We start from the raw sequence: 26,031 nt of genomic DNA, 5'->3' as shown, positions 1-26,031 counted from the left end.
AGAGGGAAGATTATAGTACATTACGCTAAAGCGGACCGGCTGGAAGCCGGTGGCTTTAATCCCGTTTGTGGAAAGTAAATTTCAAGCTTGGTCCAGAAATCGATACTTTGTCCGATCGTGAAATCCTTGAGATGTTCAATGATGTCATTGCAGCCCAAGAGGCCAATATCGCCGATCCGGCCAATCGACCGATTGAAATCCCGAAAGGACGGCCGCAAATCGAATGGCTTGACGATGTTAAGCAATGGTCAGCGCGCGGTCATGTCCTGAAATGTGAGGTGTCAGATAACGAGGATGGTGGTCTTGTCGTGTATATCGATGACAAGGAGTTGGATGCCGACGCGTTCATGCAATTGATCAGGCCGTTCGCAGGATGGGGCATGCGCATCACCTTCATGGACCAATCCCAAATCCATGATGAACCGGATGTGATTGTGCGTGACCCAGATGACGACAACTGAGCATAGAGACGATAGGGGATTTGATCTGAACTACTATATCTCTCAGGGCGGCAGCCTTGTGTCGCCAACCTGACAAGCTATTGTTCAGTACCTTGAGCCAAAAGTAAGACATTATGCAGCATTCGCGCGGACAGGCCTGCGGCATCGAGCGACTTTATCTAGATTTCGACAGCTTCTTTGCCTCGGTTGAACAGCATTTCAATCCGGTCTTGCGCGGCCGGCCAGTCGGCGTGGTGCCGCTGGATGCGCTGCACACTAGTTGCATCGCGGTCAGCCGCGAGGCCAAAGCGCGCGGTGTCAAATCCCGCATGTCTATCACCAAAGCACGCGAGGTCATCCCCGACATGATTTTCGTTGTAGCCCGCCACGATGTCTATGTCCGCCTACACAAACGCATCCTTGATGTGATAGAAACCTGTTTGCCCGTGGCCCATGTCCGCTCGATCGACGAGGTCGTCTGCAACCTTGTGCCGGTCGAGGGCGCGGCGGGAGAAGCACTGGCGCAGAGAATCAAGCAGGCGCTCGCCAGCACATTCAGCGACGGCCTCACTTGTTCGATCGGCATGGCACCAACAGAATTACTGGCGAAGATCGCAGCCGAAATGCACAAACCCAACGGCTTTCGTCTAATCCGAGCTGAAGACCTGCCGAGTGCCCTCGCTGATATCGAACTTAGCGATCTGCCGGGCATCTCCAAAGGGATGCAGTCGCGCCTTGCCGCCGCCGGTGTGCGCGACTTTTCAGGTCTTTGGGCGCTGGCACCTAAGCAGGCGCGCGCCATCTGGGGCAGTGTCGAGGGTGAACGTTTCTGGAACGGTTTGCATGGCTATCATACGGAGCGGCCCCCAACGAAAAAGAGCATGTTCGGACATAGCCGGGTTTTGCCTCGTGATTGGCGAAATCCTGAAAAGGTGCGGATCTGCGCACGCCTTCTGACCGAAAGTGCCGCCCGTCGTGTGCGGCGCGCTGACATGCGCGCGACGAAGCTGACGCTGAGTTTTCGCGGGAGAGGTTTACAGTCGGCTTCCGGGTCTCAGAGCGAAGACCAGAGCTGGAGCTGGGAGACCAATTTCCTTCCTGTACGTGATGATCACGCCTTCATGCAGGCTCTCAATGAGGGTTTGATACAGGCAGAGTACCGGCTGAAATTCGCACCACGCTCAGTCAGTGTGATAATCCACGGGCTGATCGAAGAAGATCAAGTTATGACCGATCTCTTTGCCGCAGCGGCCGGGCCGTCAGGCGAGGCATCAGAAGGGGCATCACGCGCGAAATGGGAAGCTGTCAGCGATCTGATGGACGGCCTGCGCGCCCGGTTGGGACCACAGGCCTTGTCTCTTGGCCTCCCCGGAGAAGTGCCTGGCGGATATCTTGGTGGCAAAATTGCTTTCGGCCGCATTCCGGACGAGGCGGATTTCAGCGGCCCGCCGGTGGCTGATGGCGATACACATTTCGTGACGGTTTGAGTGTTCTGCGCAAACGCAAAAGTACCCCTAACACAATCATGGTCTTGGCGACGTCGCGCTGTTTTTGCCGACCGCGACAGACGAGCGGGGGGGATGGTACTGTCGCAAAATTTTTTATCTTTCGCGGTGACGCGTAATGGCGCAATAGTTTGTGGGCAACCATAACGGGTAAGGGATGTAGAGCCATGATCGATTTCAAGGGTATGCACTTCCCGAAGGACGTGATCCTTTTCGCGGTCTTCTTTTATCTTCGCTACCCAGTCTCATACCGTGATCTTGAAGATATCATGGAGGAGCGTGGCGTTGATGTTGATCATGGGACGCTGAACCGTTGGGTAGTCAAGTTTGCACCGCTGATGGCGGTACAGGCTCAGTCCCGCAAGAAGCCGACCGCCGTATCTTAGCGCATGGACGAAACATACATCAAGGTTAAGGGCAAATGGACCTACTATTACCGGGCGGTCGACAACACAGGGAAAACCCTTGATTTCATGCTGTCCGAGCGTCGGAATAAGGCTGCGGCTCGCCGATTTTTCAAGCGCGCAATTGGCACGAACGGCGTGCATGACCGTGTCGTCATCGACAAAAGCGGCGCTAATCTGGCGGGCCTGCAAAGCGTCAATGTGATCCTGAAGTTCACGGGCTCCGGCAACACGATCAAGATCCTGCAGGTCAAATACCTCAACAACACCATCGAACAAGACCATCGCTTCGAGAAGCGGATCACGGGCCCCATGCTTGGCTTCAAGGCCTTCCATTCTGCCGAGGCGACACTGGCTGGGATCGAGACCACGCACATGATCCGAAAGGGGCAGCTCAATGCCAACGGCCTTACCGCATTCCAGCAGTTTGCGGCGCTCGCAGCGTAATTGTGTCCAGCCGATCCCCGCACTCAAACTTCAATAAAATTTGCGACAAAGCCATTCCAGGTGGGGCCAGAACCAATCATTTTAACAAGCAAGGGGGCCGCCCAATCCGAGCCAAGATCAACATGCTGGAAAAAGCGTTGTAGGCGACGGTAGGTGCTTTCAACTTTGCTATCGGTAGGAAACTCACAGGCCAGATGGCTCAAATTTACCGTCCGGGCATTCACCATTCCCATGATCAAGAGGCACATCGTTTCAAGGCGAGTGTTGCTCAACTCTAAATGGGGGGATAACCTCTTCTTGAGGGTCGTCAGGGCTTTCGTGATCATCAGTGGAACCTTTTTTAGCAATAAGAGTCCGCTCCTAAATCACCTTCTGGCACCCTCAAACACCCTACTGTCGTGTAGTATGGTCTCGGACCTGTCCGCGCGTGCCTCACAGCTTGCGCAAGTCGAGAAGGCGCTTGGGCCGGTTACGACATTGGTGAACAACGCCGGCGTTGGCGTGCATCAACATGTGACGCACAATCGATATTACCCGACACAAAAACAGTTCGCGAATGCGATCCTGAAATTCTTTCGCGAAACCATCCAGAATGAGTGAAAAACCTTCCGAAGCCAAGTCTCAGACAATTTCCGCGTCATAACTCATGAAAAATTTCGGGTTTTGCCGTAGCTGTGATATAGTTAGCTAATCTTGGTCAACAATGCATCAAGCGATGCCTTTGCATCCCCGTAAAACATACGGGTGTTTTCCTTGAAGAACAGCGGGTTTTCGATGCCGGAATACCCCGTGCCTTGGCCACGCTTGGACACGAACACCTGCTTGGCCTTCCAACATTCCAGAACCGGCATCCCCGCGATGGGGGAGTTCGGATCGTCCTGTGCTGCAGGATTCACGATGTCATTGGAACCGATCACAATCGCCACGTCTGTCGTGGGGAAATCGTCGTTTACCTCGTCCATTTCCATGACGATATCATAGGGCACTTTGGCTTCGGCCAGAAGCACGTTCATATGACCCGGCAAACGCCCCGCGACGGGGTGAATGGCAAAGCGCACGGTCTTACCCTTGGCGCGCAGACGACGTGTCAGTTCTGCGACGTTCTGCTGCGCCTGTGCCACCGCCATGCCGTAACCTGGGATGATGATGACGCTGTCGGCTTCTTCCAGCGCGCTTGCCACACCGTCGGCTTCAATGGCGACCTGTTCGCCTTCCACCGCCATTTGTTCGCCCTGCGGACCGCCAAAGCCACCCAAGATCACGGACACAAAGCTGCGATTCATCGCCTTACACATGATGTAGGACAGGATCGCACCGCTTGATCCGACCAACGCGCCGACCACAATCAACAGATCATTACCAAGGCTGAAACCAATCGCAGCCGCCGCCCAACCGGAATAACTGTTGAGCATGGACACAACGACAGGCATGTCCGCGCCGCCGATCCCCATGATCAAATGGTAGCCAATAAACAGCGCCGCCAGCAGCATCAGTAACAGTGGGAGGAACCCGCCCGTGTTGATATAGGTGATGAGCGTCACAACAGCGATGGCCGCCGCCGCGATGTTCAGCAGATGCCCGCCGGGCAGCTTTTGCGCCACACTGTCCACTTTGCCAGCCAATTTGCCATAGGCAACAACGGAGCCGGTGAAGGTGATCGCGCCGATGAAGACACCAAGGAACAATTCAACACGCAGAATGCTGATTTCAACGCCAGATTTATGCGCCAGCAATCCTGCAAATCCGCTCAATCCGTCGCGCTTTGGAGCGTCCATACCCATCACGCGCGTGAGTTCGATGTGCGCGATAAGTCCGACAAAGACCGCCGCAAGACCGACCAGCGAATGCATCGCGGCGACCAGTTCGGGCATCTGCGTCATCCGCACCTTGGTCGCCAATTGATAGCCAATCGCGCCGCCGCCGATAATCATCAGCACCGACAACAGCCAATAGCCTGCACCAGGCCCAACAAGTGTCGCAGCCACCGCCAGCGCCATGCCGACGATGCCATACCAGACCGCACGTTTGGCGCTCTCTTGCCCCGAAAGCCCGCCCAGTGACAGAATGAAAAGAACCGCTGAAACGACGTAAGCCGCTGTTGTAAAACCAAATTCCATTGTTATTTTCCCTTACGACTTCTGGAACATAGCGAGCATGCGCCGTGTCACGAGGAAACCCCCGAAGATATTAATACCTGTCATGAACACCGCAAGTGCGGCCAGCACTACGACGATGAACGACCCGGATCCAATCTGCATAAGTGCGCCCAGAATGATGATCGAGCTAATTGCATTGGTGACCGCCATAAGTGGCGTGTGCAGCGAATGTGCGACGCCCCAGATGACCTGAAAGCCAACGAAAACCGCCAATACAAACACGATGAAGTGCTGCATGAACGACGCCGGTGCCACAAGGCCGACCGCCAAAAGCAGGAGCGCCCCCACAGACAGCAGTATCACCTGGCTTTTGGTCTGCGCCTTAAACGCCGCAACTTCGTTTGCGCGCTTTTGCTCTGGTGTGAGTTCAACTACCGGCGCTTTCGGTTTGGCCGCAATCGCCTGAATTTTCGGTGGCGGCGGCGGGAACGTAACGGCTGATGCGTGGGCGATGGTCGCACCGCGGATCACGTCGTCTTCCATGTTGTGGTTAATCTTACCGTCTTTGTCCGGTGTCAGATCGGTCAACAAATGGCGGACGTTGGTGGCATAAAGCGTTGATGATTGCGCCGCCATGCGGGACGGGAAATCTGTATAGCCAATGATGGTGACGCCGTTTTCGGTGACGATCTTTTCATCCATCACGGTCAGCTTGCAGTTGCCGCCCTTTTCTGCCGCCAAATCTACGATCACCGATCCGGGCTTCATGGCTTTGACCATGTCTTCGGTCCAAAGCTCGGGTGCGGCGCGATTGGGGATCAGTGCTGTCGTAATGACAATGTCCATGTCCGGCGCAATTTCGCGGAATTTCGCCAATTGCGCGGCGGCAAATTCTGGGCTGGACACGGCAGCGTACCCGCCTGTTTCGGAACCGTCTTTTTGGTCTTCATCAAAGTCGAGGAACACAAACTGCGCGCCCATGCTTTCGACCTGTTCGGCCACTTCCGGGCGTACATCAAATGCGTAGGTAATCGCGCCAAGCGACGTCGCAGTACCAATCGCCGCAAGGCCCGCAACCCCAGCGCCCACCACCAGAACCTTAGCCGGCGGGACCTTACCCGCCGCTGTGATCTGCCCCGTAAAGAAGCGCGGGAAATGATTGCCTGCCTCAATGACCGCGCGGTAGCCCGCGATATTGGCCATGGAACTCAGCGCGTCCATCTTCTGTGCGCGCGAGATACGCGGGATCATTTCCATCGCCACAACGGTCGCGCCCTTTTTGGCGGCAGATTTCATCTTGTCGTCGTCAGCGACCGGACTGAAGAAAGAAATCAATGTCTGATCTGCGCGAAGGCGTTTCATTTCGTCCGCGTCAGGCACGCGCACCTTGGCGATGACATCGGCTGCTTTCCACAGGGCGGCAGCGGTTTTTACAACCTCAACGCCAGCGTCCTCATAAGACTTGTCCGAGAAACCAGAAGCGTCGCCCGCCTTGGTCTCAATCACACAATCGTGCCCGAGTTTTTGCAGTTCAAGCGCGGAAGCTGGCGTCATCGCAACGCGATTTTCCCCATCAAATAGTTCCTTTGGCGTGCCAATTTTCATGCCGTCTTCCCCATGTTAACCGTCGGTATCGAATGAGTTATTGCCCGATAAGCCAATTCACAAGGAAAAGAGACGGTTTGATAGCGCTGCTTGCGATACGCCCAATTCATAAAGAGCCTGACGTTGGGCGGACAGGTCCTGTTTGTAGGTGCAACACAGCCACTCTGGTACCCTGCACAGAGACAATTCCCTGCTATACACCGCCTGATCACGGTGTGACAAAACCTACTCATAAGATCTTACCGCGTCCAAGTATGATGTCACTTGCCTTTTCGGCAACCATTGCCGTTGGCGCGTTGGTGTTTGAACCAATCAAACTTGGGAATATACTGCTGTCACAAATCCGTAGGCCTGAAAAACCATTCACCTTCATGGTTGGATCAACGACGGCGCTATCATCCGACCCCATGCGGCAGGTCCCTACTGGATGATACGAAGTGCGCGCATGGTTTCGCACGAAGTCAGACAACTCGTCGTCTGACTTGATGCTGTCATCGGGCAAAACAACGCGGCTGATATGTTTGGCCAAAGCAGGCTGCGCAAAGACCTCTCGGCTGAGCTTTAGACCTTCGATAGTGACGCGCAAGTCGTCGGGGTGACCAAAGAAATTTGGATCGATATCCGGCGCGGCCTTCGGATCAGCAGACAACAAACGCACGGAACCGCGCGCCTTGGGCCGCAGACCGTAGCAGTTTAAGGTGATGCCTGATTTTCCGGGCGCGACGCCGGCGACTCCGTCCTCCGCCCCCGCACCTGAAAGGAAATGGAACTGCAAATCCGGCATGCTGCGATCCTGACCTGAATACCAGAACAGCCCACCCTCAACCACATTACTCGCGACTGGTCCTGATCTGAACAGCGCATATTGCAGCCCCGCCCATGCAGCCCAATGTGGCTTTTTGTACTTATCCAAACTCAGGTGGTTCTTGAGCTCTGCTACCAAATCAATGTTCACATGATCAGACAGGTTTGCCCCGACCCCCGCAACGTCTGCCCGTACTTCAATGCCCTTCTCGCGAAGGTGTTCGGCAGGGCCGATCCCCGACAGCATCAATAGCTTTGGGGTACCGATTGCCCCTGCCGTGACGATAACTTCTGCTTCGGCGGTTGCAGTTTCGATTTTGCCGCGAAGCTCATATTCGACACCCGTTGCGCGATGTCCATCAAATGTCAGGCGATGTGCTCTGGCACCCGTCAAAATGGTCAGGTTCTTGCGCCCTCGCGCTGGATCCAAATACCCGCGCGCGGCTGACACCCTGCGACCACCGACAACATTGAGCTGATAGTATCCAGTGCCCGCCTGCTCTGCCCCGTTAAAATCCGAGTTCAAAGGGATACCTTGCTGTTGGCAGGACATCACAAAGGCGCGCGTCAAAGGTTGCGGATTGGCAATGTTCGACACACCCAAAGGCCCATCGGTTCCGTGCCATTCATTCGCGAGTGCTGTGTTGCCTTCAGAGCGGATGAAATACCGCTGAATGTCTTTGAACGACCATCCTGTGCAGCCTTCTTCATTTGCCCAACGATCGTAGTCAGCGGGCACGCCACGTGTGAAAACCTCGGCGTTGATTGAACTTCCACCTCCCAGAACGCGGCCCTGTGCGTAAGGTATGCGCCTATTGCTGGCATGAACTTGTGGCGTGGTCTGATAGCCCCAAGTCAGGTTCCCGCCAGTGATTTTGGAGAATCCAACCGGTATGTGAATATAAGGATGCCAATCGCGGCCACCAGCTTCCAACAACAAGACATTCGTGGACGCATCTTCGGTCAACCGCGCAGCAAGGACACATCCCGATGTGCCGCCCCCGACAATGATATGAGTGTAGGCACGGTCGGGCATAGGCGGCTACCTTTCTAGCTTAGGTTTATCAGGACCGGCCATGACGTATGTCATGATGAAATCCACATTGAATGCACGGCGGGTCGCAAGCGCCTCAGCAGCCATGTGATCAAAGGAATAAAGCTCGGCATTGGTGAAACGGTTGTTGAGATAGTAAAATCCAAGGGCCGCAATCGAATGGTTCAATTGCATCGGATCTATTCCAGCACGAATCGTGCCATCGGCAACACCGCGGTCCAGAACGCTTTGAACACGATTAAGTAACGTGCTGGTCCACGTTTTCATAACGCCAGATTTCTTAAGATACGTGGCGCGCAGCAGGTTTTCTTGGTTAACCAAGGCAAGGAAATCAGGATTGGCGACGTAATAGTCCCACGTCGCCTCAACAAGCTTCTGGATTGCGTCCAAAGGGGCCAACTGATCAAGGCCAAGAGACTCTTCCATTTCTCGGATACCTATATAAGCCTCTTCAAGAACAGCGACATACAAACCCTCCTTTGATCCAAAGTAGTGATAGATCATCTTCTTGTTCAGGCCGGTCGGCTCTGCGATCGCTTCAATACCGGCCAGCGCGAACCCTTTGTCGGCAAATTCCCGTCGCGCTGAACTGATCAGGTCAGCTTTTGCAACATCGGCATTGCGACCAATGCGTTTCACAGCGGCCTTACGTAGGGGGGCTTTGGTCATCAGAGACACCTCTTGTCGATACATATATCCACGGTCAACCTTTGCTCGCCCCCAAAGTCAATCCTGCTATGAAATGGCGCTGCATGGCAAAAAACATCATAACAGGTGGCAATGCCGCAATTAGTGACCCCGCAGCAAGCAAGTTGAACGATGAGATGAACTGCCCCTTCAGCGTCGTCAGCCCCAAAGTCACCGGGCGCAGCTCATCCGACTGGATCAGGATCAATGGCCAGAAGAAGTCATTCCAGATGAAGGTAAACTGCAACACGGCCAACGCCGCCAATGCAGGTCGCAAAAGCGGCACGATGACATGGATCAGGATTTTCCATTCACTGACCCCTTCGGACCGAGCGGATTCAACCAATTCAAACGGCAGCTCTGCGATGAAGTTACGCATGAAGAATGTACAGAACCCTGTCTGGAATGCGATTTGGAACAGGATCACGCCCCAATAGGTATCATAAATCCCCAGATCGAGGGTCAGCTGCCGTACCGGCATCATCAAAATCTGGAACGGCACAAAGTTGCCCGCAATAAACAACGCAAAGATGAAAAAGCGGAACTTAAACTTATAAAGCGCAAGCCCTGCCCCCGCCAATGTCGACAAGACCAGCGCGCCTATGATTGCAGGTACCGTGATGATGAAGCTATTCATCAGATAAATCAGGATCGGCGAGCTATCGAAGACAGCCGTGAAGTTGGCCACAAACGCCCATTCGGTGGGCACACCCCAGTAGTTGCCATAGTTGATGTCCGATAAGGACCGACCAGCCGTCGCGACAATTGCAATCATCGGTAGCAGCCAGACAATCAGTGAGATGGGCAAAGCGATCTTATAGAGGCGTTGCCGCAATAGGCTTTGGTCTTGGATTGGGCGGGGAAACATCAGTGAGACCCTTTCTCTGACTTGAGCAGACGCATGAGAAACCAGGCGATATAGACGTTCATGATCATGAAGAGGACTGTGGCGATGGCCGCGGCATAGCCCACGCGGTAGCGGAAAATCGCATTGTCATACATGTAGTAAGCCAGCACGTTTGACGAATTATACGGGCCACCTTCGGTCATGATCGCAACAAGGTCGAATGACCGCAAAGCGCCGATAATCGTGACCACAATGGCAATAAAGGTTGCAGCCCGCAGTTGTGGCAGCACAATATGCACCAGCAGCCACCAGCCTTTTGCACCATCCAGACGCGCGGCCTCAACTATTTCGGGGTTCACGCTATTCAGCCCTGTCAGGTAAAGAATCATGCAATAGGCAGTCTGCGGCCAAAGGCCGGCGACGATCACACCAATGGTCGCCCAGTTTTCGTCCGCAAGGATGGACGGGATGGTCCAACCGAGGGGTTCAATAATGGCGGCGATCAAGCCAAAGGACGGATCATAGAACCATGTGAAGATCATGCCCACCACGATCTGCGATACAACAAAGGGAAAGAAGAACAACGACTTCACAAGCCGGATGCCGAATACTTTTTGGTTAAGAAACAAGGCCACGAAAAGCCCGATCACAGGTGCCAACAGGAAGAGAACAAGCCAGTAGATGTTATTGACCAGAGCTTTCCAAAAGACAGGATCGTGCCACAGCTGTCGGTAGTTTTCAAAGCCGATGAATGTCTTGGGGCCAATGCCCTGCCACTGGGTAAAGGACAGCGCTATTGATTGAATGATTGGGTAAATCACAAAGAGTGAAAACATCGCAAAGGCTGGCGCGATGAATAGAAGAGGCGTGATCACAAGCTTGTTGCGACGAAAAAAGCTTTGGCGTCGTCTTACGGGCACAGGGGCGCCAACGGAAAGATCAGACATGATAAAAACCTCCTCGGGTGGGCTCTGGCGCCCGTAGGCGCCAGAGCGGGCGTTGTCGGATCAAAGATCGCCGTAGATGCGAGCACGCTCGACTTCGATCTGCTCTAAGATCGCGTCGATCCGCTCTGGGTTCTGCATGAACTCCTGGAAGCCTTGCATACCAACGCGGGCCAAAGCAGGATCGGTATCACGGTCATAGAACTGCATGATGCCAGCCGCTTGGCTTAGCTGAGCAAAGCCACCCTGCGCAAACCGGTCATCCTTGACGGTTGCGTTGATGTTGGTTGGGAGCATGTCCATTGTGCCGGCCAGCCTTGTTTGTACATCAGCTTGCGCTGCAAACCGCAGGAACAGGCGCGCATCTTCCTTATTCGATGCATTCGCAGGAATGTGGAAGCTGTCGGTAGGCGCATCTTCATAGATCGGCATGTCAGCGTCGATTGTCGGGAATGGGAACCATTCAACGTTCTTGCGTACTTCCTCAGGAAACATTGAGACAATAAAGGGCGCGAGCAAATACATGGCCGCGTCACCTTGGTTCATGAAGGGCAGCGCCTCTTGGAAGGAGTATGCTGGGTGATTTTCGATGAAGAAGTCACCCTCAACGAGTTCTGCCCAATGCGCGAACACGGCTTTGACGCGGTCGTCAGTATAGGCAACCTCGCCATCCATAAGCTCGGCGTGGAATTCAGCGCCGTTGATCCGCATGTTCAGAAAATCGAACCAGCCCGCTGTGGGCCACAGGTTCTTTGTTCCGATTGTGACTGGCGTGATATCTGCGGCTTGCAGTTGTTCACCGATCGTTTTGAACTCTTCCCAGGTGGTTGGTGTTTCGGTGATACCCGCCTGCTCGAACAAGTCTTTGCGGTAATAGAAACCCCAAGCGTAATAGGCATAAGGAACTCCGTACTGCTTGCCGTCAACGGACGATGCGCTCACCACGGCGGGCATGGACTCGTATAGTCCCTCAGATTCCCAAACGTCCGAAACATCGTCCAGAAGCCCCAGATCAACAAAGACTTTCATCCGGTTGCCCGCATTCCACGTGATCAAATCCGGTGCGTCTGACACCAGAAAATTGCGCATGGCAACTTTGTAAGCCTCGTGATCATACAGATTGAAGATCACGTCGATCTCTGGGTATTCGGCCTCAAATTCTGTGATCAGATTTTCGATGGCCAGCTTTTGTGCCGGGTCCGAGGTATTGGCGTTCATCACCAATTCCCGCGCACTTGCCGCCGTTGAAAGTGCCGCAACTGCTGTTGCACACAATAGTGTTTTGACGAATTTCATAACTTTTCTCCTCCGCTATGACAGCCATTTCCTCTTGGCTATTTTGTGAGCCGTGAAACGGCCACTTTTACCCTTTGATCGGGGCAACCTTTTGAACTCACTGGTGAGTTATTAATTTACTATTCTTGCATTAACTTTCCTCGCGTTGCATCAGCAGGACATTGCACCCTGTTTGGACCAACACGTCATCTTGATTGGTGACGTCAAACCGCAACTCGACAACTCCGCGGTCGCCCTTTGACGTCAGCTTGGTGGTTTCAACTGATATTCTTGCCGTAATGCTGTCACCCATCACGATGGGGGCTGTGAAGTTCCAACTTTTCCAACCCAAAGACGCCACCGCTTGCAACTTTACATCAGCGCGGTTTTTTAGCCCGTCAACAAGGCTAAGCCCCAGCAGACCATGTGCGATACGCGCTGGAAATCCCTGCGCGCGGGCGAATTCATCATCCATATGCACGTCGAAAAAGTCGCCGGAAATCCCAGCAAAGTTCACGATATGCGTTTCCGTCACTACGATACGGCCAGTTTGAAAATAGTATCCTACCTGCAGGTCTTCGAAGTAACATTTGCCGGGCTGTAAGCGCGTTTCGGTCATCTGGTTCACGCTGCTGCTTCTTGCAGGCGCACGGCACCCGCTGCGGCACTGACAGTTGCACCAGTTTCATCAAACAAATGACAGTACTCGGCCTGTAGAGTGGCTTTAACTTGTGTACCAAATGAGAGTGGCTTTTCGCTATCAGCTTTAAGAATGACGTCCTGCCCCATCTCTGTCTTGCCATAGGCAAAAGCAAGACCGCCAAGATTTTCAACAACATCAACAAGAACAGACAGGCCTGTGTCGCCATAAGAGACAGCAAAATGTTCGGGTCGAATGCCGACATATACCTTTTGACCTGGGCGTACATTTGCCCCGTCCCGCAGAGGGATGTGAATTCCGCCAACTGTTCCTGCCGCCGTCACAGCCGCCAACACGCCGTCGCATGCATCTACGGTACCTTCCAAGAAATTCATCTGAGGTGAGCCGATGAAACCCGCGACAAAGCGATTGTTTGGTTTCGAGTAAAGCTCCAGCGGTGATCCGATTTGTTCGACCAACCCATCGCGCAGAACGACAATGCGGTCCGCCATGGTCATCGCCTCGACCTGATCGTGCGTGACGTAGACCATCGTTGCACCAATTTCGTTATGCAATTTGGATAGCTCAACCCGCATCTGCACACGCAGTTCTGCATCCAGATTAGACAGCGGCTCGTCAAACAAAAAGACCTTGGGCTGGCGTACAATAGCACGGCCAATGGCAACACGCTGTCGTTGGCCACCCGACATTTCCTTTGGCTTGCGATCCAACAGATGTTGGATCTGAAGAATATTGGCTGCCTGATCGACGCGCCGCTTGATCTCTGCCTTATCAACCTTTGCCATGCGCAGACTGAAGCTCATGTTTTCGGCAACCGTCATATGCGGGTAAAGCGCGTATGACTGGAACACCATCGCAGTGCCACGATCCGATGCTTCAACTTCACTCATGTCTTCGCCGTCCAGCAAGATCTGGCCAGAGGTAATGCGTTCCAAGCCACAAATCATCCGCAAAAGTGTAGATTTTCCACAGCCGGACGGGCCAACAAAGACGACAAACTCGCCATGCTTGGCCTCTAGGTCGACGCCCTTGATTACATCGACAGTCCCAAAGGACTTGCGGACGTTTTTGAGAACAATATCAGCCATCTTTCCTCCATAGATCGTGAAAACGATCCTATTCCTTTGCTTAGACGTCGGTGACCCAACGCTCTTTCTGCGTGCCCATTTGTAAATGGACGGACTTCAATTCTGTATATTCCTCAATACCGTAGCGGCCGGTTTCACGACCGTTGCCCGACTGCTTAAAGCCGCCCAAAGGCATCTCTGGGAAACCATCCAGCGCGGAATTCACCCAGACCCGACCCGCTTTGATGTGACGCGTGCAATAAAGCGCATTGGCCAAATCCTGCGTCCAAACGTAGGCAGCCAAACCATAGTCGGTGGCATTCGCAAGCTTGATCGCCTCATCGCGATCCTGGAACGTCATCATGACAAGCACCGGACCAAAGATTTCTTCGCGAGCGACGCGCATCTCGGGGCGCACATCAGCAATGATCGTCGGTGGGAAAAACAAGCCATCGTATGCATCTTGATCACCGCCACAAACCATGGTCGCGCCCTCTTTCACCGCAATATCAACGTAAGACGATATCTGTGCATATTGGCGATCGTTGATGATCGCACCAATGCGCGATGTTGGATCGAAGGGGTCACCCATTTTCAGATCTTTGAGACGCGCGGCAAGTTTCGCCTGAAACGCATCTGCAATACTATCCTGAATCAGTAACCGTGATCCCGCGATGCAGCATTCACCCATATTGACGTTTGCCGCCTTAAGTACACCGTCAATGGCGGCATCTATGTCGCAGTCCGCAAACACGACGGAGGGCGATTTGCCGCCCAACTCTAGCGACAGCTTCTTGATGTTTCCAGCTGACGCTTTAATCGCCATTTTGCCGACGCGGCTGGAACCGGTAAAGGCCACCATGTCCACATCATGGCTATCGATAATGGTTTGCCCAACTATTGCGCCGTCTCCGGCCAGTATATTGCAGACGCCCTTAGGTAGGCCTGCATCAACCAAGTATTGTGCAAGCATCAATGAAGTGCCGGATGTGAATTCGCTTGGCTTTACAACAACTGAACAGCCTGCACCTAGTGCAAAAGGCAATCGCTCGGACAGGATCAGCAGCGGAAAGTTCCAAGGTGTAATAATGCCAACAACACCAATCGGTTCGCGTAGCACCATACCCATCATGTCGGGACCAAGATTGTTGTGACTGTCACCGTGCAACCCGCGTGCCTGACCCGCAGCATAGTCCCAAAGTTCGGCAGCAAACATGACCTCGCCGCGCGACACGCCAATGGGCTTCGAAGATTCCAACGTTTCCACAAGTGCAAGTTCTTCGACGTTATCACGGATTTTTTGCGCAACGGCACGCAAAACCGCGGCACGGTCACCAGCATAGGCATACGCCCAATTACCGCTATCAAAGCTACACCGTGCAGCCGAAATCGCGACATCTGTATCGTCCTTGGTTGCGGCCGCATAAATGCTGACCACACGGCTATGCGCAGGGCTCTCGCGTTCAATCGTTGCGCCATCAGATGCATCAACAAACGCGCCATCAATAAAGTTCTGGTAGCGCCTTGGATCTGCAAAGACCTGTTGTACCGCGTCAGACATGTGTTGCTCCTAGCGCTTTGGATTTAGAGGATTTGGCACAGGTTTCGTCACCCACGAAACAATGCGCGGGCATGAGCGTCAGATTTTCAGACACCCGAGGTGCGAATGACATGCGATCGAGAATATCCTTTTGCAGATCAACCCCTGGAGCTATTTCAATCAATTCCATGCCGGTCGCGGTCAGTTGGAAAACGGCACGCTCTGTGATGTAGGTGACTGGCTTACCTGTTGCCGCGGCAAGCGCACCTGCGAATGTGACTTCGCGGACCTGATCTACAAATTTTGGAATGCGGCCGTAATTTTCAATCGACAAAGTCTGTTTGGCTGCAGCCACGCGAAGCCCACCCGTCTCAAACGTTCCGCAGAACACGACCTGTTTCGCACCTTGCGAAATATCAACAAAACCACCCGGCCCCACGACATCACCACCCAATTGGGAAACATTGACGTTGCCAGCAGCATCGCATTCGCCAGCACCTAAAAAGGCGATATCTGCCCCGCCACCGCTATAATAATCGAACTGATCGGTAGAGCGCATAATGGCCTGCGGATTGATCGCGGCACCAAACAACGGCCCGTCAATAAGACGACCATTGTGGATGCCCTGCTCAACGGTGACCCATATCTTACCGATAGACCCACGGCTTTCAAGAATGGCCGCGATCCCGCCGGGAATTCCAAATCCAAAGTTCACGGACTGCCCATCGATGATTTCATCGGCAGCACGCCGCGCGATGATGGCCCGCGCACCTTGCGGAAGGGTCAATCCTTCAAAGGCCTCCCCAATAGGAGCGGTTGCATGCGGCAAACCAGCGACGCTTGGCTGATCATTGCGAAAATGCGTCTGCGGCTGGTCTGCGATCTTTACCACACAATCGACAAGTACGCCTGGTACAGAAACAAGCCGTGCATAACAGGCCTCTGCTTTGCGTGTTTCACGCACTTGCGCGAGAACCTGTCCACCTGCGTTTTTCGCAGCAAGAGCCACAGAATAAACATCTAAGTCACCAGCTTCTTCTGCGCCGGATATATTTCCTGTCTGGTCGCAATAGGTGCCCCGAATGATCGCAAAATCAGGATGAATGGGTAGGTAGCGAATGTATTTATTGCCACCCAGAACAACGATTTCACTTAGCGGCACTGCCAATTTCGCAGCCTCATTGGCGGCACCCCCAGTTTCGCGCGGATCATATGTCGTGCCCAAACCAACATGCGTGATCAAACCAGGACGGCCTGCCCCACTTTCGCGCAGCAGAAGCGAAATCACACCAGACGGCAGGGTGAAAGCTTCGATATCATTGTCGCGTGCCAGTCGCTGCATCTGCGGCGACCAAGACCAATGCCCGCCAATAACGCGACCCACCATGCCCTTGTGTGCAAATCGGCTGATGCCGCGAGCCTTGCCGTCGCCAATTCCAAGTGCATGAATCAGCGTCAGGTTCTTGGGGTGGCCGGTTGCGAGGAAACGGGATTCGAGGGCTGCAAAGATTGCATCCGGCTCAAGCATGCCGCCACCATTGCCGGTAACAGCAATTGTCGCCCCGTCATTTACGAGGTCTGCACAGTCCATGGCTGACAATTCAATCACGTGGGATTCACTTCTTTCTTTATTCACTCACTGGAGAGTTACTTAACTTGAGGATTAAGTCAATACGTCAAATTTGAGTAAAGACATTTCTACTTTTCCGCTCTACGATCAGTCCCACACTGGGGCAAACGGCACTGTTTCTGCGTTGCTAATGCGATAGTCGGCCGTCGTCAGCACGTCGATTTTTTGCATTTCGGATGACGACAGAACAAAGTCCATAACGTCAAAGTTGGCCTGCATATTGGCTCGTTTTGTCGACATTGTGTTCAGCGCCACGCCCTTTTGCAAAATCCATCGCAGGGCCACCTGCGCCGCTGACTTACCGTGGCCTTCGCCAATTTCGCCCAGAACGGGATACTTAAAAATTTCACCCCGTGCGATGGAACAATAGGATCCTAGTCGGATTCCGACCTCAGCAGCGGTGGCCAAAACCTTGTCTTGATTAAGCAGCGGATGAAATTCGATTTGATTGATCACAAGCTTCGCATCCAAACAACGCACCGCAGCGCGCATCATCGCAGTTGTATAGTTGGACACGCCTATATGCTTTGCATATCCCTTTTCATATGCATCTTGCAGCAGGGTCAATGAAGGCTCGACCGGATTGTCGTTGGGCGGCCAATGCAACAGAAGGACATCAACTTGTTCTGTCTTCAGGTCACGCAAGCTCTTCTCAACTGACGGCATAAATTTGTCAGCTGACATGTTGTGCGGATGCACCTTTGTCGTGATTTGCAGCAATGTGCGATCAATCCCTAACTCAGGAAGCACAGCGCCCAGGTCAGCTTCGTTTCCGTACCACTGCGCCGTATCAAAAGCGCGGTACCCGATCTCTGCAGCCGTGCGCACCGCAGATTTCAACTTCTCACTGCGAAGTGGAAATGTCCCAAATCCGCGCTGAAAAACGCCTGTAAATGCCGTCGACATATTAGTCCTCCCTCAATGCGCCCTTCTCTTAATCAGGCGCTGATCACATCATCTCTTGTTAAGTCACTCTCTAGTGAGTTACAAGTGATTCGAGTTATTCAAAAACATGAGGACGACACGATGATCAGACATTTGGTTTTTCTAAAATATAGAAACTCGGTATCACGAGACATCAAAGACGGTATTCTACGCGACCTCGAAGCCCTCAAAACAAAAGTCAGCGGCTTTATCAATTTTGGCTCTGGTTCAAACATATCGCCTGAAAATGATGTCGTGCGGGGGTTTCTGGATATGTTCTGGATCGACTTTGAAGATATCTCAGCGCGTGACGCCTACTTATCGAATGAAACACACAAAGGCATCGCAGCGCGGATCAACGCTGCGACAGACGCGGGTATCGATGGCGTCTTTGTCTGTGATGTCGCCGTTTAACACAGCAAAAAACCATTCCACACTCTCACCACTCACCATAAAAACAGCCGCAAACTACAAGGACAACAGGCCATGACACAGCAAGTTGCATTAGTAACTGGAGCAAGCGGAGGCATCGGGCGCGCCACGGCATTAGCCATGGCTGAGGCATCTTTTTCTGTCGCTCTGAATGATCTTGAGCCATCGGAAGCCTTGGATGATCTGGTCACTGAAATTGAAAGCATGGGGGGCAAAGCTTGCAAGGCAATCTTTGATGTCTCCGACATAAATGCGCACGCAGACGCCCTGCAACGCATCGCAGCAACGCTTGGTCCTATTACGACGCTCGTCAATAATGCCGGTGTCGGTGTCATCAGCCGCGGTGACATCCTTGATGTGGGCGAACAAAGCTTTGACCGCTGTATGACGGTGAACGCCAAGGCGGTTTTCTTTTTGTGTCAAGCCTTTTCGAAAACGCTATTGGCACGCGAACGCGCTAAAGACTGCGCCCATGCGATCATCAATGTCACCTCGTCGAATGCGACCGCAGTCGCCGTGCCCCGCGCAGAATACTGCGCCTCAAAGTCTTCCGCTGCGATGATCTCAAAGTGCTATGCAGCAAGATTGGCCCCTGAAAATATCGCCGTCTACGACGTGCAGCCAGGCCTCATTGAGACACCGATGACAAAAGCGGTGATCGAGACCTACAAAGAACGTGCAGCAGCCGGACTGTGCCTTTACCCGCGTGTTGGCCAGCCTGAAGAAGTGGCACAAGTGATTGTGAGCCTCGCGACCAATCGCCTACCCTATACCACTGGCCACGTTATATCCGTTGATGGCGGCATGCTTGTGCCAAGGTTTTAGGATTGCATGCGTGAACCACCATCTTGAACACCTCAACAGCGCCCCAGCCCAACTTGCAACTTGCAGCACGGTGGATGGCACAGATCGCGCCGTCTTGATTGCGCTCTTTGAGGCTGCCGTTTCCGCCGCCGATCCTTACGAAGCGATCAAAGCCAATCTTCCCAAGCCCCCCAAAGGCCGAACGGTCGTCATAGGTGCGGGCAAAGGTGCAGCGCAGCTCGCACGCGCTTTTGAACAACAGTGGACAGTGCCGCTCAGTGGGGTGGTTGTTACGCGTTATGGCTATGACGTGCCATGCGATCAGATAACCGTTTTGACCGCGGCGCACCCTATTCCAGATAAGGCTGGGTTAAACGCATCCCGCCAAATCATTGATGCCGTTCAAGACCTTACCGAAGCTGACCTTGTTGTTGCTTTGATATGTGGTGGCGGGTCCGCACTTCTGCCGATGCCGCTGGATGATCTGACACTGCAGGACGAAATTGATCTGAACACATCATTGCTAAATTCTGGCGCACCCATTTCGGTGATGAATGCGCTACGCGGGCAGTTTAGTGCCATCAAAAGCGGGCGTCTTGCCCAGATGGCACATCCTGCAAAGGTCGTGACCTTGGTGGTGTCAGATGTGCCGGGAGATGACCCAGCACAAGTTGCGTCAGGCCCCACTATCCCAAGTACGGTATCTCGTGAATTCGCACTGAGTTTGATAGACATCTGGAGTATTTCCATGCCACCACGTTTGGCGAAATGGCTGGAAATCACACCGCGCGGTACACCGATCACCCAAGACGCCAGCTTTGCACGTGACGAAGTGGTCATCATTGCCTCGGCACGAAAGTCGTTAGAAGCCGCAGCGGAACGCGCAAAAGAGATCGGGATACCTGCGGTCATTCTATCTGACCAAATCGAGGGTGAGGCGAAGGAAATTGCCAAGATGCATGCGGCGATTGCCACGGAAATTTCTCGCAACGACCGTCCATTCCCACGACCCGTCGTTTTGCTGTCGGGCGGCGAGACGACCGTAACGCTTTCCAAATCCGGCAAAGGGGGACGCAATTCGGAATTTGCGTTGTCATTGGCGCTGGCAGGCGCAGAAGTTCCGTTTTCCGCACTCGTGGCAGATACGGACAGGATTGACGGCTCAGAAGAAAATGCTGGCGCATTCGTATCAGGCCAAAGTGCCAAACACCTTAGATCGCTGGGACAAAACCCGGAAGCTCTCCTTGCAAATCACGATTCCTGGACAGCATTTGATGTCATTGGCGACCTCTTTTCACCCGGTCCAACCGGCACCAACGTGAACGACTTTCGGGCAATTTTGATCAGATGACATTCATACCCACAAGCTCACTTTAGACCCTACCGCTACCACATGAGGACAACATGAAAATTCAATTGCCAAACAAAAGCGGTGAACTGACTGCATACAGCCTGACAGGTCAACCTATCTTGGGCACGCCATTGACCAAAGACAGCACACGTGTCGTTTATTCGGCGGCGCATGTTGTGGCTGACCCGTTCTCTGACAGCGCGTCTATGGGATTGCCCTGCATTGATTGGGACAAAACAATGGCGTTCCGGCACCATCTGGCTGATCTGGGGTTGGGCATCGCAGAGGCGATGGATACAGCGCAGCGCGGAATGGAGCTGGATTGGTCACAGAGCCTTGACCTGATCCGTCGCACAAAGGCGGACCTACCAGATGCACTTGTTGCAAATGGATGCGGAACGGACCACTTGGCTGACACAGAAGCTCATTCACTTGAGGACGTCAGACGCGCATATCTCGAACAGGTCGAGGCCATCCAAAACGCCGGTGGACGGATCATCCTGATGGCAAGCCGCGCCCTCGCACGTGCTGCAAATCGTGCCGAGGACTATATCTCGATTTACAACGACGTGCTGGCCGCATGTGATGAGCCGGTCATCCTACACTGGCTTGGCGACATGTTTGATCCCGCACTTGCTGGCTACTGGGGCGCGGATAGCTTTGAAGATGCATTGCCAACCGTTTTGGAGATTATTGCCACGAATGAGGCAAAGGTAGACGGGATCAAGATATCCCTTCTGGATGCATCCAAAGAAATCACGATGCGGCAGCAGCTACCTACAACGGTGCGGATGTATACTGGTGATGATTTCAATTACCCCGAACTGATCGGCGGTGACGGTGACGCGTTCAGCCATGCTCTACTTGGCATTTTTGACCCGCTAGCTAATCACGCCGCATCTGCCATCTTGGCCCTCAACACAGGGGATGCGGCGAAGTTCCGTGCGATCCTTGATCCCACCGTACCGCTCGCGCGGCATATTTTTTGCGCGCCTACACGGCACTACAAAACCGGCGTCGTTTTCCTCGCATGGCTAAACGGACATCAAGATCACTTTAAGATGCTGGGTGGTTCTGAAGCTATGCGCGCCCTGCCCTATTTTGTAGACTGCTTTAAGCTTGCGGATGAATGTGGCGCGCTTTCCAATCCCGATCTCGCGTGCAAACGCATGGGTCACCTGCTGAAACTCTACGGGGTCTAATCTGAAACATGCGTGATTTTTCTGCCGATACATCTGCTCTCTCGCTGAACACCGCAACTCTTGGTCATAACCTTGATGGCCACGGCGCAGGTTGGCCCGTCGAGCGTGTCATTGATGCATGTGCCAAGCATGGACTCGGAGGTATCACATTCTGGCGTCGCGAAATCGGGGCTCGCGCAGTCGAAATTGGCGACCGCGTCCGGGCTGCAGGCATGGAGGTCACTGGCTTGTGCCGCACCCCTTATCTGGTTGGCTCTGAACTACCCCCCCACTGGCTGGATGAAGCCAAAGCAAGCATCGACATGACCGCAGGCCTTGGTGCATCTGTTCTAACAATCGTGACCGGTGGTACTGAACCGAGAACAAAAGGTGTGCTGGAAACCCAGAAAATTCTGGCAGAACGCGTCTCGCAGATGACGGAATACGCAGCTGATCGGGACGTGGATCTTGCGCTAGAGCCGCTGAACCCGATGTTTGGTGGGAACCGAACCTGCATCATGACGGTGCGTGATGCGTTGCGCATCTGCGATATGGTTGGCGCCGACAATCTTGGTGTCGCAGTCGATGTCTACCACGTCTGGTGGGACAGTGACCTGCGGGCAAGCTGCGCCGAAGCTGGCGACAAAATCTTCGGATATCATCTTTGCGACTGGCTCGAAAACACCGGCGACATGCTACTGGATCGCGGCATGATGGGCGACGGCGTCGCTGATCTAAGGGACATCCGCTCTTGCGTGGAAGACGCCGGTTACAGCGGCTTCTGCGAGGTCGAGATTTTCTCGGTTCAAAAGTGGTGGAAGCGAAGCCCAGAAGATATTTTGAAAGTTATCGTAGACAGATTCAAAGAACATTGCTGAACGATAGATATTGCCAGTAAAGCAGCCCTTGGTAGCTGTCGCAGCGAAATGTCACTTTGTCCGCACAGCAGGCCGCTATGCAAAGCGCAGCGAAAGTCCGCAATCCGCCCTTCGTGCCGAATGCTGCATCTGCGATGCTCGACTGGTAACGTTTGATGCAAGCTTATGACCAAAAGCTCGCATGAGGGCGGCTTGCAGGAGACGATTGGGGATATCCGATTTTGGCCTGATAAGTGTTTATTTTGGGTGTGCCCTCTACATGATGTGTTCATTATTTCGAAGCGGACTCAAAATGAACACGAAACTGGTGTGCTTCAGTGTCCACCGCAGGTGTCATCACGGGTATACCCTAAATGCCGCGCCCGGCCGCTAATTTGCCTGGCTGCCTAGGTTTACGGAACCAGCCAGTCGGTAAGACGATTGGTCAGTCTGGGGTGTTCAATCGGTCCCTAATGACTTTTCCTAGCTTGAACCAAGGTATGACCTTTGGCGCCACATCCACACTGGCCCCGTTCTTCGGGTTTCGCCCAATTCTGCCTTCGCGCTGCCTGCAACTGAAGGCGCCAAAGCCCCGAATTTCGACGCGGTTACCGCGTTCAAGCGCTGCCGTGATCGTCTCAAAGATAGTATCGACAACGGCCACCGCCTGTTCATGCATCAGGTGTCGGTTCTCAGCGGCAATTTTTGCGTAAAGCTCTGATCTGATCATCATGCGTCTCTGTAAGTGGCTTTGCTTTCTATCATGTGTGCGACATTCTGGCCGTGAGCGATAGTGGAAAGACCCTGATTTAGCTAGCAGCGATGGCTATGGACTAAGTTGGGCCTCTCCAGTCGAGCTACGCCCTCTCTGCGAGCCCCCACCACTGCGTTCTCACCTTGATTGTCGCGCTACAATCGTATGCTACTCTCACCCAATAGGATAACGGGGAGATGGCGCAGGCATGGCGAAGCAGGTAACACATAAGTGGGCTTTCAAGGCAGGAATGCGGGCGCGTTCTTACAATTGGAAATCTTCAGCCAAAGCCATAGCCCGACTCAAGTCGGTTCTGTCGCAAATTTTGGTGGCGTTTGAGTGCGGGCATCGCCCGGACATAATTATGCTGCGAGCGCCGCAAACTGCTGAAACGCGGTGAAACCGTTGGCATGGAGCTGCCCCTTTCGGATCATGTGCGCAGTCTCGATTCCAGCCAAGGTCGCCTCGGCAGAATGGAAGGCCTTGAAGCCTAGCATCGGCCCCGTGATCCTCTTTACGAAGCGATGATCCTGTTCGATGATGTTGTTGAGGTATTTGACCTGCAGGATCTTGATCATGTTACCTGAGCCCATGAACTTCAGAATTACATTGACGCTTTCCAGACCCGCCAGATTGGCGCCGCTCTTGTCGATGACAACACGGTCAGGCACGCCGTTCGTGCCAATCGCGCGCTTGAAGAATCGACGGGCTGCTGCCTTGTTGCGACGCTCAGACAGCATGAAATCAAGGGTTTTCCCCGTGTTGTCGACAGCGCGGTAATAGTAGGTCCATTTGCCTTTAACCTTGATGTAGGTTTCATCCATACGCCAAGATTCTGCAGTCGGCTTCTTACGCGACTGCGCTTGTGTCGCCAGCAGCGGCGCAAACTTAACCACCCAACGGTTCAGTGTCCCATGATCAACATCAACGCCGCGTTCCTCCATGATCTCTTCAAGATCACGGTAGGAGACCTGGTAGCGGAGATAGAAAAAGATCGCGAAAAGGATCACGTCCTTCGGGAAGTGCGTACCCTTGAAATCGATCATTGCCCTACATCCCCGACCCGTTATGTTTGCCCAAAAACTTTGCGACAGAACCACGGTGCAAGCCAAACATGGCTGAACGATGTTGCAAACCTGATGAACAACCGTCCGAGAAAAACCCTCGGATGGAGAACACCCGCTGAAGCCATGGCCGACGAAATCGCGGCCTTCAAATCAACCGTTGCACTTGTTGTTTGAATCCAAGCAGACCCGCTGGGGTCCCTGCAACAACGCCGATCCAAGGGCTCTCTCTCCATAAAAATCAAACGTGCAGGCTGGGAAACCACCTTCTTACGCAGCATTCTCAGTGACTTGGCAGCAATATGAGCCAAACGCGATTGCCCTGAACCTACACAGGTTTCATTTTTTTGTTGCCATAGCAAATAGAGCCTATATAAGATTATGGTACCGAAAAAAAATTTTGTTCGTTTGTATAAACAAATAGTGGTGAACCATTAAGCGTCACAAAAATTTTACCAAAGCAGATTATAATTAACTAACTTTTAAAACACGAATATTAACAGATAATGAGATGCGCCAACAAATAAAGTGTGCAACTCAAGGGGGGAGGTTAAGTACAGGACAAGATCTTACTTTCTTTAATACTTGATAATAACCAAATGATCTTTAATTATTTTAGAAACAGGAAACGAAACAATGTCTACATCTGAAAAGAATAAAAACGCAATCAACGATAATCGTAAAGCTATTTTTTCAATTGAATCTAATGTTTTGTCTAATAAAGCAATGGTGTATTTATCACGATCTATGATTGAAGAAAATCGGCTCATGATAATGAGTAATTATTCTGCGGCTTTTATGGGAAACCGTCAGCTTGCAAATGCAAATACAGATGAAATTTTTGCAAACAGAGACGCGATCCTTGATGGCATGAGCGCCGAAGGCGACGTACAGCAAAATTACGTAAATGCCCAAAAAAACAAATCAGCATTAGATTTTCTGAACCACAGGTCTGAACTAAATACTTCAGTCCTAGAAATCAGTGAGAAGATGGCCACAATTAACTCCCACATGATTGAAATCAACCTTGAAATCATGAACGCTAACAAATCAATAGTTGATTTTAATGCCGAGCAGATTGCAATCAATGCTGAAATGATCCAAGGGTCGCTGTCGGCCACTGAGGCAACCCCTGTAAGTAATGAAGATATGATCGCCGTTAATAGTGCGGCAATGGCAACCCTTAGCGCAAATGTATCTAAAAACCGGGCAACGATAGAAAGCCTGCTGGAAAAATCTGTCTTAAACTCATCTGCATTGGTGAAAAACAAGGCAGAAATAAACGATCGACGTGAATCTATTATGGAAAATCGCAAAGGCATTGCAGCTAACAAAGCTAAAATCGGTTGATACTCGTCTTAGACGGTTTTATCGAAAACGGTTAAACTCGTACGTTTGAAAGCCGCATATTAATGCTCGAAGCAGATCCATATTTTGGGTCTGCTTCGACCGTATTTCATGGATCGGGTGCGGCGCGTTCCAACTTCTTCACGCTCCATGCAACAACGCCGCTTCCGGCTACAATCAGCGCAGCCGGGCTGAAACCCTAATGAGTCGCTGGAAGACCGTGATCGGGCCCAAACTCAGGGCATGCTCTTTCAAAAATCAGAAAACCGAAGCCAAGATTGGCGTCCACATACTCAATCGGATGACCGAAC

Annotated in this window: 23 protein-coding genes and 3 pseudogenes; 11 read left to right on the top strand and 15 right to left on the bottom strand. The window is 52.8% G+C overall.

Annotated elements, in window-relative coordinates:
* Window positions 1-65 precede the first annotated feature (65 nt).
* The 3 genes and pseudogenes from OA238_RS28275 (at window position 66) to OA238_RS28265 (ending at window position 2,796) form a co-directional block, all read left to right on the top strand.
* A complete protein-coding gene (locus tag OA238_RS28275; RefSeq protein WP_044039186.1) occupies window positions 66-461 on the top strand; it encodes a DUF7713 domain-containing protein in 396 nt (131 codons plus the stop codon).
* 113 nt (window positions 462-574) lie between these two features.
* Complete coding sequence (locus OA238_RS28270; RefSeq protein ID WP_044039184.1) at window positions 575-1,927, top strand: Y-family DNA polymerase; 1,353 nt, start codon at window positions 575-577, stop codon at window positions 1,925-1,927.
* A 185-nt stretch (window positions 1,928-2,112) separates the two neighbouring features.
* Window positions 2,113-2,796, top strand: a pseudogene (locus tag OA238_RS28265) (IS6 family transposase).
* A gap of 23 nt (window positions 2,797-2,819) precedes the next feature.
* On the opposite strand, the gene OA238_RS28260 reads toward OA238_RS28265, so the two are convergent.
* A complete protein-coding gene (locus OA238_RS28260) occupies window positions 2,820-3,122 on the bottom strand; it encodes a hypothetical protein (protein ID WP_044039182.1) in 303 nt (100 codons plus the stop codon).
* Window positions 3,123-3,204: 82 nt separating this feature from the next.
* Here OA238_RS28260 and OA238_RS35405 point away from each other — a divergent pair.
* Window positions 3,205-3,300: pseudogene (locus tag OA238_RS35405) on the top strand (3-ketoacyl-ACP reductase); the annotation flags it as partial.
* Between the two features lie 179 nt (window positions 3,301-3,479).
* Here OA238_RS35405 and OA238_RS28250 read toward each other — a convergent pair.
* The 12 genes from OA238_RS28250 to OA238_RS28195 all read right to left on the bottom strand — a co-directional run bounded on the left by OA238_RS28250 (window position 3,480) and on the right by OA238_RS28195 (window position 17,912).
* A complete protein-coding gene (locus OA238_RS28250) occupies window positions 3,480-4,913 on the bottom strand; it encodes an NAD(P)(+) transhydrogenase (Re/Si-specific) subunit beta (RefSeq protein WP_015497817.1) in 1,434 nt (477 codons plus the stop codon).
* A gap of 12 nt (window positions 4,914-4,925) precedes the next feature.
* On the bottom strand, window positions 4,926-6,497 hold the full coding sequence (locus OA238_RS28245) for a Re/Si-specific NAD(P)(+) transhydrogenase subunit alpha (protein WP_015497816.1): 1,572 nt from the start codon (window positions 6,495-6,497) through the stop codon (window positions 4,926-4,928).
* 229 nt (window positions 6,498-6,726) lie between these two features.
* The gene (locus OA238_RS28240; RefSeq protein WP_015497815.1) at window positions 6,727-8,337 is read right to left on the bottom strand and encodes a GMC family oxidoreductase; all 1,611 of its coding nucleotides are present in this window, start codon (window positions 8,335-8,337) and stop codon (window positions 6,727-6,729) included.
* Between the two features lie 6 nt (window positions 8,338-8,343).
* Window positions 8,344-9,024 (bottom strand): TetR/AcrR family transcriptional regulator, encoded by a 681-nt coding sequence (locus OA238_RS28235; protein WP_044039241.1) that lies wholly within the window; start codon window positions 9,022-9,024, stop codon window positions 8,344-8,346.
* A 34-nt stretch (window positions 9,025-9,058) separates the two neighbouring features.
* Window positions 9,059-9,910, bottom strand: a complete 852-nt coding sequence (locus tag OA238_RS28230) for a carbohydrate ABC transporter permease (protein WP_015497813.1) — start codon at window positions 9,908-9,910, stop codon at window positions 9,059-9,061.
* Window positions 9,910-10,836: a carbohydrate ABC transporter permease gene (locus tag OA238_RS28225; protein WP_015497812.1), complete on the bottom strand. Its 927-nt coding sequence runs from the start codon at window positions 10,834-10,836 to the stop codon at window positions 9,910-9,912. The genes OA238_RS28230 and OA238_RS28225 overlap by 1 nt, the downstream gene beginning before the upstream one ends.
* 60 nt (window positions 10,837-10,896) lie before the next feature.
* Window positions 10,897-12,129, bottom strand: coding sequence for an ABC transporter substrate-binding protein (locus OA238_RS28220; protein WP_015497811.1), 1,233 nt, complete (start codon window positions 12,127-12,129; stop codon window positions 10,897-10,899).
* A gap of 130 nt (window positions 12,130-12,259) precedes the next feature.
* Window positions 12,260-12,727, bottom strand: a complete 468-nt coding sequence (locus OA238_RS28215; protein ID WP_015497810.1) for a MaoC family dehydratase — start codon at window positions 12,725-12,727, stop codon at window positions 12,260-12,262.
* Between the two features lie 5 nt (window positions 12,728-12,732).
* Window positions 12,733-13,857, bottom strand: coding sequence for an ABC transporter ATP-binding protein (locus tag OA238_RS28210; RefSeq protein ID WP_015497809.1), 1,125 nt, complete (start codon window positions 13,855-13,857; stop codon window positions 12,733-12,735).
* 40 nt (window positions 13,858-13,897) lie between these two features.
* Window positions 13,898-15,397, bottom strand: a complete 1,500-nt coding sequence (locus tag OA238_RS28205; RefSeq protein ID WP_015497808.1) for an aldehyde dehydrogenase family protein — start codon at window positions 15,395-15,397, stop codon at window positions 13,898-13,900.
* A complete protein-coding gene (locus OA238_RS28200; protein ID WP_015497807.1) occupies window positions 15,390-16,967 on the bottom strand; it encodes a CoA-transferase in 1,578 nt (525 codons plus the stop codon). Before OA238_RS28200 ends, OA238_RS28205 begins: the two co-directional genes overlap by 8 nt.
* Before the next feature lie 126 nt (window positions 16,968-17,093).
* A complete protein-coding gene (locus tag OA238_RS28195) occupies window positions 17,094-17,912 on the bottom strand; it encodes an aldo/keto reductase (protein ID WP_015497806.1) in 819 nt (272 codons plus the stop codon).
* A 120-nt stretch (window positions 17,913-18,032) separates the two neighbouring features.
* On the opposite strand from OA238_RS28195, the gene OA238_RS28190 reads away from it, so the two are divergent.
* The 5 genes from OA238_RS28190 to OA238_RS28170 all read left to right on the top strand — a co-directional run bounded on the left by OA238_RS28190 (window position 18,033) and on the right by OA238_RS28170 (window position 22,576).
* Entirely contained in the window at window positions 18,033-18,344 is a 312-nt protein-coding gene (locus OA238_RS28190; RefSeq protein ID WP_015497805.1) for a Dabb family protein, read from the top strand.
* Between the two features lie 72 nt (window positions 18,345-18,416).
* Window positions 18,417-19,187: a 3-ketoacyl-ACP reductase gene (locus OA238_RS28185; RefSeq protein WP_015497804.1), complete on the top strand. Its 771-nt coding sequence runs from the start codon at window positions 18,417-18,419 to the stop codon at window positions 19,185-19,187.
* Window positions 19,188-19,257: 70 nt separating this feature from the next.
* Entirely contained in the window at window positions 19,258-20,517 is a 1,260-nt protein-coding gene (locus OA238_RS28180) for a glycerate kinase type-2 family protein (RefSeq protein WP_044039237.1), read from the top strand.
* 53 nt (window positions 20,518-20,570) lie between these two features.
* Window positions 20,571-21,719, top strand: a complete 1,149-nt coding sequence (locus OA238_RS28175; RefSeq protein ID WP_015497802.1) for a dihydrodipicolinate synthase family protein — start codon at window positions 20,571-20,573, stop codon at window positions 21,717-21,719.
* Window positions 21,720-21,727: 8 nt separating this feature from the next.
* Window positions 21,728-22,576 (top strand): sugar phosphate isomerase/epimerase family protein, encoded by an 849-nt coding sequence (locus tag OA238_RS28170; protein WP_015497382.1) that lies wholly within the window; start codon window positions 21,728-21,730, stop codon window positions 22,574-22,576.
* A gap of 424 nt (window positions 22,577-23,000) precedes the next feature.
* Here OA238_RS28170 and OA238_RS28165 read toward each other — a convergent pair whose 3' ends face one another.
* The gene (locus OA238_RS28165) at window positions 23,001-23,285 is read right to left on the bottom strand and encodes an integration host factor subunit beta (RefSeq protein WP_044038692.1); all 285 of its coding nucleotides are present in this window, start codon (window positions 23,283-23,285) and stop codon (window positions 23,001-23,003) included.
* A 386-nt stretch (window positions 23,286-23,671) separates the two neighbouring features.
* Window positions 23,672-24,355, bottom strand: coding sequence for an IS6 family transposase (locus OA238_RS28160; protein WP_015497799.1), 684 nt, complete (start codon window positions 24,353-24,355; stop codon window positions 23,672-23,674).
* 57 nt (window positions 24,356-24,412) lie between these two features.
* Between OA238_RS28160 and OA238_RS32380 the strand changes: the two are divergent.
* Both OA238_RS32380 and OA238_RS28155 read left to right on the top strand, forming a co-directional pair.
* A pseudogene (locus tag OA238_RS32380) lies at window positions 24,413-24,550 on the top strand (IS30 family transposase); the annotation flags it as partial.
* Window positions 24,551-25,009: 459 nt separating this feature from the next.
* A complete protein-coding gene (locus OA238_RS28155) occupies window positions 25,010-25,723 on the top strand; it encodes a hypothetical protein (RefSeq protein ID WP_044039177.1) in 714 nt (237 codons plus the stop codon).
* Window positions 25,724-26,031 lie beyond the last annotated feature (308 nt).

Origin of the sequence: Octadecabacter arcticus 238 (genome assembly GCF_000155735.2) — a bacterium.
Classification (GTDB): domain Bacteria; phylum Pseudomonadota; class Alphaproteobacteria; order Rhodobacterales; family Rhodobacteraceae; genus Octadecabacter; species Octadecabacter arcticus.
This window is presented reverse-complemented; position numbering and strand designations above follow the sequence as displayed.